Origin of the sequence: Streptantibioticus cattleyicolor NRRL 8057 = DSM 46488, assembly GCF_000240165.1 — a bacterium.
Classification (GTDB): Bacteria; Actinomycetota; Actinomycetes; order Streptomycetales; family Streptomycetaceae; genus Streptantibioticus; species Streptantibioticus cattleyicolor.
On record NC_017586.1, the window covers coordinates 3,776,434 to 3,791,759 of the forward strand.

Annotated in this window: 9 protein-coding genes; all 9 read left to right on the plus strand. The window is 67.7% G+C overall.

The window, feature by feature from the left end; translation table 11 throughout:
• Nucleotides 1-8 precede the first annotated feature (8 nt).
• Nucleotides 9-929 (plus strand): hypothetical protein, encoded by a 921-nt coding sequence (locus SCATT_RS16825; protein ID WP_202446692.1) that lies wholly within the window; start codon nucleotides 9-11, stop codon nucleotides 927-929.
• Between the two features lie 293 nt (nucleotides 930-1,222).
• Complete coding sequence (rplJ, locus tag SCATT_RS16830; RefSeq protein ID WP_014144285.1) at nucleotides 1,223-1,783, plus strand: 50S ribosomal protein L10; 561 nt, start codon at nucleotides 1,223-1,225, stop codon at nucleotides 1,781-1,783.
• 93 nt (nucleotides 1,784-1,876) lie between these two features.
• Entirely contained in the window at nucleotides 1,877-2,263 is a 387-nt protein-coding gene (gene rplL / locus SCATT_RS16835; RefSeq protein WP_014144286.1) for a 50S ribosomal protein L7/L12, read from the plus strand.
• Nucleotides 2,264-2,925: 662 nt separating this feature from the next.
• Nucleotides 2,926-6,411, plus strand: coding sequence for a DNA-directed RNA polymerase subunit beta (rpoB, locus tag SCATT_RS16840; protein ID WP_014144287.1), 3,486 nt, complete (start codon nucleotides 2,926-2,928; stop codon nucleotides 6,409-6,411).
• A 132-nt stretch (nucleotides 6,412-6,543) separates the two neighbouring features.
• Nucleotides 6,544-10,443, plus strand: coding sequence for a DNA-directed RNA polymerase subunit beta' (locus SCATT_RS16845; RefSeq protein WP_014144288.1), 3,900 nt, complete (start codon nucleotides 6,544-6,546; stop codon nucleotides 10,441-10,443).
• Between the two features lie 450 nt (nucleotides 10,444-10,893).
• Nucleotides 10,894-11,265, plus strand: a complete 372-nt coding sequence (rpsL, locus tag SCATT_RS16850) for a 30S ribosomal protein S12 (protein WP_014144289.1) — start codon at nucleotides 10,894-10,896, stop codon at nucleotides 11,263-11,265.
• A gap of 3 nt (nucleotides 11,266-11,268) precedes the next feature.
• The gene (rpsG, locus tag SCATT_RS16855; protein ID WP_014144290.1) at nucleotides 11,269-11,739 is read left to right on the plus strand and encodes a 30S ribosomal protein S7; all 471 of its coding nucleotides are present in this window, start codon (nucleotides 11,269-11,271) and stop codon (nucleotides 11,737-11,739) included.
• A 39-nt stretch (nucleotides 11,740-11,778) separates the two neighbouring features.
• Nucleotides 11,779-13,899, plus strand: a complete 2,121-nt coding sequence (gene fusA, locus SCATT_RS16860; RefSeq protein ID WP_014144291.1) for an elongation factor G — start codon at nucleotides 11,779-11,781, stop codon at nucleotides 13,897-13,899.
• 214 nt (nucleotides 13,900-14,113) lie between these two features.
• Nucleotides 14,114-15,307: an elongation factor Tu gene (gene tuf, locus SCATT_RS16865; RefSeq protein WP_014144292.1), complete on the plus strand. Its 1,194-nt coding sequence runs from the start codon at nucleotides 14,114-14,116 to the stop codon at nucleotides 15,305-15,307.
• Nucleotides 15,308-15,326 lie beyond the last annotated feature (19 nt).

Below are 15,326 nucleotides of genomic sequence, written 5' to 3' on the forward strand. Positions count from 1 at the left end.
CGGGAACGATGGCACAGGCAGGACGGGGCAGGGTGGCGGGGCGCACGGCCGGTGCGGTGGCCGTGGTGGCCGCGCTGGCGACGCTGACGGCGTGCGGGGGCGGCACCAAGTCCGCCGCGGGCTCTGGGCAGTCGTCCACGGCGACCCCGGCACCGATCGGGGCCTCCGCGATGGACGTGCTGATGAAGGTCGCGGACCGGATGGACCGAGCCCATTCGGTGAAGGTCGTGGGGACGATCGGCCAGGGCGCCGGCTCCCCGGGTATCTCCAGCACGGGGGCGTTCGACTGGTCCGACGGGATGACCGGTGAGGTCGACCTGGTGCCCGGCAGCCCGCTCGCCAAGCTGGGGATGCTCGGCTACCGCTACACCCCCGACGCGATGTACACGCACTACGGGAGCGAGTTCGCACGGCACACCGGTGGCCGGCACTGGCTGAAGTTCGACTACGCGACGCTCGCCAAGGTGAGCGCACAGGGCGCGATGGTGCGCCAGCTGCTCCAGAACAACAACCCGGTGCAGTCGGTGAAGCTGCTGATCGCCGGAGGCGACGTGAAGAAGGTCGGCACCGAGTCGTTGTACGGCGTGACCGCGACCCATTACGCGGGCGTGGTCGACGCGGACAAGCTCGTCGGTCAGCAGGCCCGCGGGCTCGATCCGAAGCAGTTGAAGCTGTTCAAGGACAACCTGGCCGAGGCCGGCGTCACCAGCGAGACCATCGACCTGTGGGTGGACTCGCACGACCTGCCGGTGAAGAAGAGGGAAGAGCTGGACTCCGCGGGTGGCCGCATGGTCTCGACGGTCGACTACTCCGACTACGGTGTCGCCGTCGATGCCCAGGCGCCGCCCGCCTCCGACACCGTCGACTCCTCCGAGCTGCCGGAGAACCCCGGTGACACCGGCGCCCCGGGCGCCAGCCGACTGGCCTGACGGTTACGCCCCACCCGTCCCCCGGGCGGCGATTTGCCTCGTCGCCCGGGGGTCCCGTACGCTTCCGGGGAAGCCAGAGACCGCTGGTCGTCGCTGTGCCGTTTTGTGGGCGCGGCGGCCGAAGGATCCGCTAACCGCGGGCGACCTGCGCAGGTGACATCGGAGAAGCTCCCGGACGCATTGTGTCCGGTCGAGCCACGCCCCGTGCGCCTGCGCCGGGGCGTTTCGTATGTGTCAAGCCTCCTCCTTCGCGTCCTTGCGGTCCGCAATCACCCGGAAGGAGGCCGAGGCTCATGGCGAGGCCCGACAAGGCTGCCGCGGTTGCCGAGCTGACGGACAAGTTCCGCAGCGCGAACGCCGCAGTGGTCACGGCGTACACCGGCCTGAGCGTGGCGCAGCTCAAGGATCTGCGCCGTGCTCTCGGTGAGAACGCCCAGTACCGCGTTGCGAAGAACACGCTGACCAAGATCGCGGCCAACGAGGCCGGGATCAGCTCGCTCGACGACCTGCTCAACGGGTCGACGGCGCTCGCCTTCGTCACCGGTGACCCGGTGGAGGCGGCGAAGGGCCTGCGTGACTTCGCCAAGGACAACCCCGCGCTGGTCATCAAGGGCGGTGTCCTCGAGGGCAAGGCGCTGTCCGCCGAAGAGATCACCAAGCTCGCGGACCTCGAGTCCCGCGAGGTGCTGCTCGCCAAGCTGGCGGGTGCCATGAAGGCCAAGCAGTCCCAGGCTGCCGCGCTCTTCCAGGCCCTGCCGTCGAAGTTCGTCCGCACCGCGGAGGCGCTTCGGGTCAAGGTCGAGCAGGGCGGTGCCGGTACGCCGGCTCCCGCCGAGGCCGAGTCCGCCGAGTAATCACCCGGTTCTCGGTCGCAGCGGGCCAGCGCAAGCCCGCCACAACCAAGCGAAAACCCCGGCACCTGCCGAATTAGTGGAAGGACCGCCACCATGGCGAAGCTGACCCAGGAAGAGCTGCTGGAGCAGTTCGAGGGCATGACCCTGATCGAGCTGTCCGAGTTCGTGAAGGCCTTCGAGGAGAAGTTCGACGTCACCGCCGCCGCCCCGGCCGCCGTCGTCGCCGCCGGTGCCCCGGGTGCCCCGGCCGCCGCCGAGGTCGAGGAGAAGGACGAGTTCGACGTCATCCTCACCTCCGCCGGTGACAAGAAGATCCAGGTCATCAAGGTCGTGCGTGAGCTGACCTCGCTGGGCCTGAAGGAGGCCAAGGACCTGGTCGACGGTGCGCCGAAGCCGCTGCTCGAGAAGGTCAACAAGGAGGCCGCGGACAAGGCGAAGGAGGCCCTGGAGGCCGCCGGCGCCGGTGTCGAGGTCAAGTAAGACCCTTCGCGGGGTCCCGGTACCCCGTACGGGCCGTCCAGGCCCGGCACGGCCGTGTGTCGTGCGTGCCCCTTTCGAGGGGCTGATCAGCCGCAGGGCGGCCACCCGTTCGGGTGGTCGCCCTGCGGTCTTCGCGCCGTGGGGACCCGGCTGCACGCCGTTGTCGGTGGCGGCGGGTATGGTGATCTTCGCTGGTTCGGCGACCCCTCCGGCCGGGAGCGTGTGAGCATCCGCGCGGGGCGGGACCCTTGACGAACCGCACGCAGCGCGCAATTCTCGGGGAGTTCCCTCGCGAGGCAGGGGGGACGTCGTGGCGCCGATCCGAGCGGCTGACGGAGTCGAGGCATGGATCGCCCGCGATGCGGGAATGACTGAGGTCGGGCGCAGGACAGGAAGCCGGGGCTCGGCCGAGGCCGGGCCTACCGCATGACGAGGGGGAGATGATTCGGGTTCCGAATCACTGCTCTGGACATCAGTGTGCCGAGTGGCTACACTGACCCTTTGCGCTGCCTGTTAGCTGCTGCCTGGCCCGTCACCAGGGGCAAGCCCACATCTGAGCATGGCTGAGGGAGATGGCCCGGTCCCGGGGCATCGGCCATGAGCGTGCTCAGGGGCGGACCGGTACGCGCGTAGTGAGTCCGAGCCCTCGGAAGGACCCCCTCTTGGCCGCCTCGCGCAACGCCTCGACTGCCAATACGAACAACGGCGCAAGCACCGCCCCGCTGCGCATCTCCTTTGCGAAGATCAAGGAGCCGCTTGAGGTTCCGAACCTTCTCGCGCTGCAAACCGAGAGCTTCGATTGGCTGCTCGGCAACGCCGCTTGGAAGGCTCGTGTCGAGGCGGCGCTGGAAAGCGGGCAGGATGTGCCCACGAAGTCCGGTCTGGAGGAGATCTTCGAGGAGATCTCCCCGATCGAGGACTTCTCCGGGTCGATGTCGCTGACCTTCCGCGACCACCGCTTCGAGCCCCCGAAGAACTCGATCGACGAGTGCAAGGAGCGCGACTTCACGTACGCCGCCCCGCTCTTCGTCACCGCCGAGTTCACCAACAACGAGACCGGCGAGATCAAGTCCCAGACGGTCTTCATGGGCGACTTCCCGCTCATGACCAACAAGGGCACCTTCGTCATCAACGGCACCGAGCGTGTCGTGGTCTCGCAGCTCGTGCGGTCGCCGGGTGTCTACTTCGACAGCACCATCGACAAGACCTCCGACAAGGACATCTTCTCCGCCAAGATCATCCCGTCCCGGGGTGCCTGGCTGGAGATGGAGATCGACAAGCGCGACATGGTCGGTGTGCGCATCGACCGCAAGCGCAAGCAGTCCGTCACCGTGCTCCTGAAGGCTCTGGGCTGGACCAACGACCAGATCCTGGAGGAGTTCGGCGAGTACGAGTCGATGCGCGCCACCCTGGAGAAGGACCACACCCAGGGCCAGGACGACGCGCTGCTCGACATCTACCGCAAGCTGCGCCCGGGCGAGCCGCCGACGCGTGAGGCCGCGCAGACGCTGCTGGAGAACCTGTACTTCAACCCGAAGCGCTACGACCTCGCCAAGGTCGGCCGCTACAAGGTCAACAAGAAGCTCGGCAGCGACGCGCCGCTGGACGCCGGCGTGCTCACCGTCGAGGACGTCATCGCCACCATCAAGTACCTGGTCAAGCTGCACGCCGGCGAGACCGAGACGGTCGGCGACAACGGCCGCCCGCTGATGGTCGAGACCGATGACATCGACCACTTCGGCAACCGCCGCATCCGCAGCGTCGGCGAGCTGATCCAGAACCAGGTCCGTACGGGTCTCGCCCGTATGGAGCGCGTCGTGCGCGAGCGCATGACCACCCAGGACGTCGAGGCGATCACGCCGCAGACCCTGATCAACATCCGGCCGGTCGTCGCCTCCATCAAGGAGTTCTTCGGCACCAGCCAGCTGTCCCAGTTCATGGACCAGACCAACCCGCTGTCGGGTCTGACCCACAAGCGCCGGCTCAACGCGCTGGGCCCGGGTGGTCTCTCCCGTGAGCGGGCCGGTCTGGACGTGCGTGACGTGCACCCGTCGCACTACGGCCGCATGTGCCCGATCGAGACGCCGGAAGGCCCGAACATCGGTCTGATCGGCTCGCTCGCCTCGTACGGCCGGATCAACGCGTTCGGCTTCATCGAGACCCCGTACCGCCGGGTCGTCGAGGGCCGGGTCACCGAGGACGTGCACTACCTGACCGCGGACGAGGAGGACCGCTTCCTCATCGCGCAGGCCAACGCGCCGCTCACCGAGGAGGGCACCTTCGCCGAGGCCCGTGTGCTGGTCCGCCGCCGTGGCGGCGAGGTCGACCTCGTCCCCTCGCAGGACGTGGACTACATGGACGTCTCGCCGCGCCAGATGGTGTCGGTGGCCACCGCCATGATCCCGTTCCTGGAGCACGACGACGCCAACCGCGCGCTCATGGGCTCCAACATGATGCGCCAGGCGGTGCCGCTGCTGAAGGCGGAGTCGCCGCTGGTCGGCACCGGCATCGAGTACCGCGCCGCGGTCGACGCCGGTGACGTCATCACCGCCGAGAAGGACGGCGTGGTCCAGGAGGTCTCCGCGGACTACGTCACGGTGGCCAACGACGACGGCACCTACACCACCTACCGGGTCGCCAAGTTCAACCGCTCCAACCAGGGCACCTCCTTCAACCAGAAGGTGGTCGTGGACGAGGGCGCCCGGGTCGTCGCCGGCCAGGTGCTCGCCGACGGCCCCTCCACCGAGCGGGGCGAGATGGCCCTCGGCAAGAACCTGCTGGTCGCGTTCATGCCGTGGGAGGGCCACAACTACGAGGACGCGATCATCCTGTCGCAGCGCCTCGTCCAGGACGACGTCCTCTCCTCGATCCACATCGAGGAGCACGAGGTCGACGCCCGGGACACCAAGCTCGGCCCCGAGGAGATCACCCGGGACATCCCGAACGTCTCCGAGGAGGTCCTCGCCGACCTCGACGAGCGCGGCATCATCCGCATCGGTGCCGAGGTCGTGGCCGGCGACATCCTGGTCGGCAAGGTCACCCCGAAGGGTGAGACCGAGCTGACCCCGGAGGAGCGGCTGCTGCGCGCGATCTTCGGTGAGAAGGCCCGTGAGGTCCGTGACACCTCGCTGAAGGTGCCGCACGGTGAGACCGGCAAGGTCATCGGCGTGCGCGTCTTCGACCGCGAGGAGGGCGACGAGCTGCCGCCGGGCGTCAACCAGCTGGTCCGCGTCTACGTGGCCCAGAAGCGCAAGATCACCGACGGTGACAAGCTCGCCGGCCGCCACGGCAACAAGGGCGTCATCTCCAAGATCCTCCCCGTCGAGGACATGCCGTTCCTGGAGGACGGCACCCCGGTCGACATCATCCTCAACCCGCTCGGCGTCCCCTCCCGGATGAACCCGGGCCAGGTCCTGGAGATCCACCTGGGCTGGCTCGCCAAGCAGGGCTGGGACGTCTCCGGCATCGCCGACGAATGGGCCCGCCGTCTGGAGGGCATCGGCGCCGGCCAGGTCGAGCCGGGCACCAACGTCGCCACCCCGGTGTTCGACGGCGCCCGGGAGGACGAGATCGCCGGCCTGTTCGAGTCGACGATCCCCAACCGCGACGGCGATCGCATGGTCCTGCCCTCGGGCAAGGCCCGGCTCTTCGACGGCCGCTCCGGCGAGCCGTTCCCGGAGCCGATCTCCGTCGGGTACATGTACATCCTGAAGCTGCACCACCTGGTGGACGACAAGCTGCACGCCCGCTCCACCGGTCCGTACTCGATGATCACCCAGCAGCCGCTGGGTGGTAAGGCCCAGTTCGGTGGTCAGCGCTTCGGTGAGATGGAGGTGTGGGCGCTGGAGGCGTACGGCGCCGCCTACGCCCTCCAGGAACTGCTGACGATCAAGTCCGACGACGTCCTCGGTCGCGTGAAGGTCTACGAGGCCATCGTCAAGGGCGAGAACATCCCCGAACCGGGCATCCCGGAGTCCTTCAAGGTGCTCATCAAGGAGATGCAGTCGCTCTGCCTCAACGTGGAGGTGCTCTCCTCGGACGGCATGTCCATCGAGATGCGCGACACCGACGAGGATGTCTTCCGCGCGGCGGAGGAGCTCGGTATCGACCTGTCCCGGCGCGAGCCGAGCAGCGTCGAAGAGGTCTGACGGGCCCTCCCGCCGCCGTACCCCGCCGCCTCGGCGGCGGGCCGGCGGCGGGAGGTGACCCAGCCCCGGCGAGGGGCCGGACCCCGACAGACCATGTTTGACTTTCGACCCCGAAAGAGGGATTGACGACCAGTGCTCGACGTCAACTTCTTCGACGAGCTGCGGATCGGCCTGGCCACCGCGGACGACATCCGTCAGTGGTCGCACGGCGAGGTTAAGAAGCCGGAGACCATCAACTACCGCACCCTCAAGCCGGAAAAGGACGGGCTCTTCTGCGAGAAGATCTTCGGCCCCACCCGGGACTGGGAGTGCTACTGCGGTAAGTACAAGCGGGTCCGCTTCAAGGGCATCATCTGCGAGCGGTGCGGCGTCGAGGTGACCCGTGCCAAGGTGCGCCGTGAGCGGATGGGCCACATCGAGCTGGCCGCCCCGGTGACCCACATCTGGTACTTCAAGGGCGTCCCGTCCCGCCTGGGCTACCTGCTCGACCTGGCGCCGAAGGACCTGGAGAAGGTCATCTACTTCGCCGCCTACATGATCACGTGGGTGGACGAGGAGCGCCGCACCCGTGACCTGCCGTCGCTGGAGGCGCACGTCTCCGTCGAGCGGCAGCAGATCGAGCAGCGCCGCGACGCGGACATCGAGGCCCGGCAGAAGAAGCTCGAGGCCGACCTCGCCGAGCTGGAGGCGGAGGGCGCCAAGACCGACGCCCGCCGCAAGGTCCGCGACGGCGCCGAGCGGGAGATGAAGCAGCTGCGCGACCGCGCCCAGCGCGAGATCGACCGCCTCGACGAGGTGTGGAGCCGCTTCAAGTCGCTCAAGGTCCAGGACCTGGAGGGCGACGAGCTGCTCTACCGCGAGCTGCGCGACCGCTTCGGCACCTACTTCCAGGGCGGCATGGGCGCCGCGGCGCTCCAGAAGCGCCTGGAGTCCTTCGACCTGGAGGAGGAGGCCGCCAAGCTCCGCGAGATCATCCGCACCGGCAAGGGCCAGAAGAAGACCCGTGCGCTCAAGCGCCTCAAGGTCGTCTCCGCCTTCCTGCAGACCCGCAACAGCCCGATGGGCATGGTGCTCGACTGCGTCCCGGTGATCCCGCCGGACCTGCGGCCGATGGTCCAGCTCGACGGTGGCCGCTTCGCCACCTCCGACCTGAACGACCTGTACCGCCGGGTGATCAACCGGAACAACCGCCTCAAGCGTCTGCTGGACCTCGGTGCCCCCGAGATCATCGTGAACAACGAGAAGCGGATGCTCCAGGAGGCCGTCGACGCGCTCTTCGACAACGGCCGCCGTGGCCGCCCGGTGACGGGCCCCGGCAACCGTCCGCTGAAGTCGCTCTCCGACATGCTCAAGGGCAAGCAGGGCCGCTTCCGGCAGAACCTGCTCGGCAAGCGCGTCGACTACTCCGCCCGTTCGGTGATCGTCGTCGGCCCGCAGCTCAAGCTGCACCAGTGCGGTCTGCCCAAGGCCATGGCGCTGGAGCTCTTCAAGCCGTTCGTGATGAAGCGCCTGGTGGACCTCAACCACGCGCAGAACATCAAGTCGGCCAAGCGCATGGTCGAGCGCGGCCGTACGGTCGTGTACGACGTGCTGGAAGAGGTCATCGCCGAGCACCCGGTGCTGCTCAACCGGGCGCCGACGCTGCACCGCCTGGGCATCCAGGCGTTCGAGCCGCAGCTGGTCGAAGGCAAGGCCATCCAGATCCACCCGCTGGTGTGCACCGCGTTCAACGCGGACTTCGACGGCGACCAGATGGCGGTGCACCTGCCGCTGTCCGCGGAGGCGCAGGCCGAGGCCCGCATCCTGATGCTGTCCTCGAACAACATCCTCAAGCCCGCCGACGGCCGTCCGGTGACGATGCCGACGCAGGACATGGTCCTGGGTCTGTTCTTCCTCACCACGGACTCCGACGAGCGCGAGGTGCGCGGCGAGGGCCGGGCGTTCGGCTCGGTGGCCGAGGCGATCATGGCCTTCGACGCCCGCGAGCTGACCCTCCAGGCGAAGGTGGACATCCGCTTCCCGGCGGGCACCGTGCCGCCGCGCGGCTGGACGGCGCCGGAGCCGGCCGAGGGCGAGGAGCCCTGGCAGCCCGGTGACGCGTTCCGGCTGCGGACCACCCTGGGCCGCGCGCTCTTCAACGAGCTGCTGCCCGAGGACTACCCGTTCGTCGACTACTCGGTGGGCAAGAAGCAGCTCTCCGAGATCGTCAACGACCTGGCCGAGCGGTACCCCAAGGTCGTCGTGGCGGCGACCCTGGACAACCTGAAGTCGGCCGGTTTCCACTGGGCGACCCGCTCCGGCGTCACCGTCGCCATCTCGGACGTCGTGGTCCCCGAGGCCAAGAAGACGATCCTGGAGGGCTACGAGGCGCAGGACGAGAAGGTCCAGAAGCAGTACGAGCGCGGCCTGATCACGAAGGAAGAGCGGTCCCAGGAGCTGATCGCGATCTGGACCAAGGCGACCAACGAGGTCGCCGAGGCCATGAACGACAACTTCCCGAAGACCAACCCGATCTTCATGATGGTCGACTCGGGCGCGCGCGGAAACATGATGCAGATGCGTCAGATCGCGGGTATGCGTGGTCTGGTGTCGAACGCGAAGAACGAGACCATCCCGCGGCCGATCAAGGCGTCGTTCCGCGAGGGCCTCACCGTGCTGGAGTACTTCATCTCCACCCACGGTGCCCGTAAGGGTCTCGCCGACACCGCGCTGCGTACCGCCGACTCGGGTTACCTGACCCGTCGTCTGGTGGACGTCTCGCAGGACGTCATCATCCGCGAGCTGGACTGCGGCACCGACCGCGGCCTGAAGCTGGAGATCGGCGAGCGGGGCGCGGACGGCGTGCTGCGCAAGTCCGGCGGCGTCGAGACCAGCGTGTACGCGCGCAGCCTGGCCGAGGACATCGTGGTCGACGGCAAGGTGCTGGCCCCGGCCGGCACCGACCTCGGCGACGTGCTCATCGACCAGCTGATCGCGCACGGCGTGCAGACCGTCAAGGTCCGCTCGATCCTCACCTGCGAGTCCGCGGTGGGCACCTGCGCGATGTGCTACGGCCGTTCGCTGGCCACCGGCAAGCTGGTGGACATCGGCGAGGCGGTCGGCATCATCGCCGCCCAGTCCATCGGTGAGCCCGGCACCCAGCTGACGATGCGTACCTTCCACACCGGTGGTGTGGCCGGTGACGACATCACCAAGGGTCTGCCGCGTGTCGTCGAGCTCTTCGAGGCCCGTACCCCCAAGGGTGTGGCCCCGATCAGCGAGGCGGCCGGCCGGGTCCGCATCGAGGAGACCGAGAAGACCCGCAAGATCGTCATCACCCCGGACGACGGCAGCGACGAGATCGCCTACGGCGTCTCCAAGCGCGCCCGTCTGCTGGTGGACGAGGGCGACCACGTCGAGGTCGGCCAGAAGCTGATGGCCGGTACCGAGAACCCGCACGACGTGCTGCGGATCCTCGGCCAGCGGGCCGTCCAGATCCACCTGCTCGGCGAGGTCCAGAAGGTCTTCACCTCGCAGGGTGTGTCGATCCACGACAAGCACATCGAGATCATCATCCGGCAGATGCTGCGCCGGGTGACGATCATCGAGTCCGGCGACGCCGAGCTGCTGCCGGGCGAGCTGGTCGAGCGCGGTCGCTTCGAGCAGGAGAACCGCCGGGTCGTCTCCGAGGGCGGTCACCCCGCCTCCGGCCGTCCGCAGCTGATGGGTATCACCAAGGCGTCGCTGGCGACCGAGTCGTGGCTGTCCGCGGCCTCGTTCCAGGAGACCACCCGGGTGCTCACCGACGCGGCGATCCACGCCAAGTCGGACGCGCTGCTCGGCCTGAAGGAGAACGTCATCCTCGGTAAGCTCATCCCGGCCGGTACGGGTCTGTCCCGCTACCGCAACATCCGGGTGGAGCCGACCGAGGAGGCCAAGGCCGCGATGTACTCGGCCGTCGGCTACGACGACATCGACTACTCGCCGTTCGGCACCGGCTCCGGCCAGGCGGTCCCGCTGGAGGACTACGACTACGGTCCGTACAACGCCTGAGCCCGACCGCTCGCGTGAAGCCGCAGGGCGGCCGTCCCCCCAACGGGACGGCCGCCCTGCGGCGTTGGACGGCGCGCGGGGGAGACGTCTTCCCAGCGGGCCGCGCGGCGGTTACCGTGGGCTCAGCGACCTGGGGGCCCGGCGTGTCGTTCGCGTGTGCATTTGTTTTGACCGCAGCCCATACGCTAGGTACGCTCTGACCTTGTGCCTGGGGTGTCCCCGGGTCCTTGCGTGCGCGCCTTCAGCCTTCCGGCGGCTGGCGACCAGCGCGGGGCGCCGAGACTGCGACATCCGCATGATGTGAGCCGAGCCCGTTCCGCGGGTACCTGCCAAAGGCTCCGACACACCCGACCGCGTGGGTCGGGGAACGTGCCGGTGGCCGGGGCGCCCGGCCGTGCAGGATCCCCAGGTTAGCTTTATCGAGATCGGCACACAGAAACCGGAGAAACGGTGCCTACGATCCAGCAGCTGGTCCGCAAGGGCCGGCAGGACAAGGTCGAGAAGAACAAGACGCCCGCGCTCAAGGGTTCCCCGCAGCGCCGGGGCGTCTGCACGCGTGTGTACACGACCACCCCGAAGAAGCCGAACTCGGCCCTGCGTAAGGTCGCGCGTGTGCGTCTGACCAGCGGGATCGAGGTCACCGCTTACATTCCGGGTGAGGGCCACAACCTGCAGGAGCACTCCATCGTGCTCGTGCGCGGCGGTCGTGTGAAGGACCTGCCGGGCGTTCGCTACAAGATCATCCGCGGTTCGCTGGACACCCAGGGTGTCAAGAACCGCAAGCAGGCCCGCAGCCGCTACGGCGCCAAGAAGGAGAAGTAAGACATGCCTCGTAAGGGCCCTGCCCCGAAGCGGCCGGTCATCATCGACCCGGTCTACAACTCTCCGCTTGTCACCTCGCTGGTCAACAAGGTCCTGCTGAACGGCAAGCGCTCCACCGCCGAGCGCATCGTCTACGGCGCCCTGGAGGGGCTGCGCGAGAAGACCGGCACCGACCCGGTCATCACGCTCAAGCGCGCCCTGGAGAACGTCAAGCCGACCCTCGAGGTCCGCAGCCGCCGTGTCGGTGGCGCGACCTACCAGGTGCCGGTCGAGGTCCGTCCGGCCCGCTCCTCCACGCTGGCGCTGCGCTGGCTGGTCGGCTACTCGCGTGCCCGCCGTGAGAAGACCATGACCGAGCGGCTGATGAACGAGCTGCTCGACGCCTCGAACGGTCTTGGCGCCTCCGTCAAGCGCCGCGAGGACACCCACAAGATGGCCGAGTCCAACAAGGCCTTCGCGCACTACCGCTGGTAGTCGCTACCCCCATCGAGAACCGAGAGAAGACTGAGCCATATGGCCACCACTTCACTTGACCTGGCCAAGGTCCGCAACATCGGGATCATGGCCCACATCGACGCGGGCAAGACGACGACCACCGAGCGGATCCTGTTCTACACCGGCGTGAGCTACAAGATCGGTGAGGTCCACGACGGCGCTGCCACGATGGACTGGATGGAGCAGGAGCAGGAGCGCGGCATCACCATCACGTCGGCCGCGACGACCTGTCACTGGAACGTCGACGACGTCGACCACACCATCAACATCATCGACACCCCGGGCCACGTCGACTTCACCGTCGAGGTGGAGCGTTCGCTGCGCGTGCTCGACGGTGCCGTGACGGTCTTCGACGGTGTGGCCGGCGTGGAGCCGCAGTCCGAGACGGTGTGGCGTCAGGCCGACCGTTACGGCGTGCCGCGGATCTGCTTCGTCAACAAGCTGGACCGCACCGGCGCCGAGTTCCACCGCTGCGTCGACATGATCTCGGACCGCCTGGGCGCGACCCCGATCGTGATGCAGCTGCCGATCGGCACCGAGGCCGACTTCAAGGGCGTCGTGGACCTGGTCCGCATGAAGGCGCTGGTGTGGTCGGCCGAGGCGGCCAAGGGCGAGATGTACGACGTCGTCGACATCCCGGACACCCACGCCGAGGCCGCCGAGGAGTGGCGCGGCAAGCTCCTGGAGTCCGTCGCCGAGAACGACGAGGAGATGATGGAGCTGTACCTGGAGGGCCAGGAGCCTTCCGAGGAGCAGCTGACCGCGGCCGTGCGCCGCATCACCATCAACTCCGGCAAGGGCGACGGCACCACCGTCACCCCGGTGTTCTGCGGCACCGCGTTCAAGAACAAGGGCGTGCAGCCCCTGCTCGACGCGGTCGTGAAGTACCTGCCCTCCCCGCTGGACGTCGAGGCCATCGAGGGCCACGCGGTCGGCGACCCGGAGCAGGTCGTCAAGCGGAAGCCGTCCGACGACGAGCCGCTGTCGGCCCTGGCGTTCAAGATCATGAGCGACCCGCACCTGGGCAAGCTCACCTTCGTCCGGGTCTACTCCGGGCGTCTTGAGGCCGGTACGCAGGTGCAGAACTCCGTCAAGGGCAAGAAGGAGCGCATCGGCAAGATCTACCGGATGCACGCGAACAAGCGTGAGGAGATCGAGTCGGTGGGTGCCGGTGACATCGTCGCCGTCATGGGTCTGAAGCAGACCACCACCGGTGAGACCCTCTGCGACGCGGCCAACCCGGTGATCCTGGAGTCGATGGAGTTCCCGGCGCCGGTCATCCAGGTCGCCATCGAGCCCAAGTCCAAGGGCGACCAGGAGAAGCTGGGTGTCGCCATCCAGCGCCTGGCCGAGGAGGACCCGTCCTTCCAGGTCTCCACGCACGAGGAGACCGGCCAGACCATCATCGCGGGCATGGGCGAGCTCCACCTGGACGTGCTCGTGGACCGCATGAAGCGCGAGTTCAAGGTCGAGGCCAACGTCGGCAAGCCGCAGGTCGCCTACCGCGAGACCATTCGCAAGGCGGTCGAGAAGGTCGACTACACGCACAAGAAGCAGACTGGTGGTTCCGGCCAGTTCGGCAAGGTGCAGATCTCGATCGAGCCGCTCGAGGGCGACGGCTACGAGTTCGTGAACCAGGTGACCGGTGGTCGCATCCCCAAGGAGTACATCCCCTCGGTGGACGCGGGCTGCCAGGAGGCGATGGAGTTCGGCGTGCTCGCCGGCTACCCGCTCACCGGTGTCCGGGTCAAGCTCCTCGACGGTGCCTACCACGACGTGGACTCCTCCGAGCTCGCCTTCAAGATCGCCGGTTCGATGGCGTTCAAGGAGGCCGCGCGGAAGGCCAGCCCGGCGCTGCTGGAGCCGATGATGAAGGTCGAGGTGACCACGCCCGAGGACTACATGGGTGACGTCATCGGCGACCTGAACTCGCGGCGCGGCCAGATCCAGTCCATGGAGGACCGTTCCGGGGCGAAGCTCGTCACGGGCCTGGTCCCGCTGTCGGAGATGTTCGGTTACGTCGGCGACCTGCGCAGCAAGACGTCCGGCCGGGCCAGCTACTCCATGCAGTTCGACTCCTACGCCGAGGTTCCCAAGAACGTGGCCGAGGAGATCATCGCGAAGGCCAAGGGCGAGTAACGCTGTTCTGAAGGCGTGGCTCAAGCCTTAGGCTTGACACTAGGCAGTACGGGGCATTCCGCCGCAAACCGTAAGGTGGTGGCGGATGCCCCGGCGGCCGGTAACCCAATCCGCGGGTTGGCACTTGTAAGGCCCTTCGGGGTCCTCACCAACCCGGCAAGTTGAACTGGCGCCATCGAGTGGCGTTACAGAACCAGTCCACAGGAGGACCCCAGTGGCGAAGGCGAAGTTCGAGCGGACTAAGCCGCACGTCAACATCGGCACCATCGGCCACGTGGACCACGGTAAGACGACCCTTACCGCGGCCATCACCAAGGTGCTGCACGACGCGTACCCGGACATCAACCCGTTCACCCCGTTCGACGAGATCGACAAGGCGCCGGAAGAGCGTCAGCGCGGTATCACCATCTCCATCGCGCACGTCGAGTACCAGACCGAGGCGCGTCACTACGCCCACGTGGACTGCCCGGGCCACGCGGACTACATCAAGAACATGATCACCGGTGCGGCGCAGATGGACGGCGCCATCCTGGTGGTCGCCGCCACTGACGGCCCGATGCCGCAGACCAAGGAGCACGTGCTCCTGGCCCGCCAGGCCGGTGTTCCGTACATCGTCGTCGCCCTGAACAAGGCCGACATGGTGGACGACGAGGAGATCCTGGAGCTCGTCGAGCTCGAGGTCCGTGAGCTCCTCAACGAGTACGAGTTCCCGGGTGACGACGCTCCGGTCGTCCGCGTCTCCGCGCTGAAGGCGCTGGAGGGCGACAAGGAGTGGGGCGAGAAGCTCCTCGGTCTGATGCACACCATCGACGAGGCCATCCCGACCCCGCAGCGTGACGTCGACAAGCCGTTCCTGATGCCGATCGAGGACGTCTTCACGATCACCGGCCGCGGCACCGTGGTCACCGGTCGTATCGAGCGCGGTGTCCTCAAGGTCAACGAGACCGTCGACATCATCGGCATCAAGGACACCAAGACCAGCACCACGGTCACCGGTATCGAGATGTTCCGCAAGCTGCTCGACGAGGGCCAGGCCGGTGAGAACGTCGGTCTGCTGCTCCGCGGCATCAAGCGCGAGGACGTCGAGCGCGGCCAGTGCATCATCAAGCCGGGTTCGGTCACTCCGCACACCGAGTTCGAGGCGACGGCCTACATCCTGTCGAAGGACGAGGGTGGCCGCCACACCCCGTTCTTCAACAACTACCGTCCGCAGTTCTACTTCCGGACGACCGACGTCACCGGCGTGGTGACCCTCCCCGAGGGCACCGAGATGGTCATGCCGGGCGACAACAGCTCCATGACGGTCTCGCTGATCCAGCCGGTCGCCATGGAGGAGGGCCTGCGCTTCACCATCCGCGAGGGTGGTCGTACCGTGGGTGCCGGCCAGGTCACCAAGATCATCAAGTAACACCCCGCCGGTCCGGGTC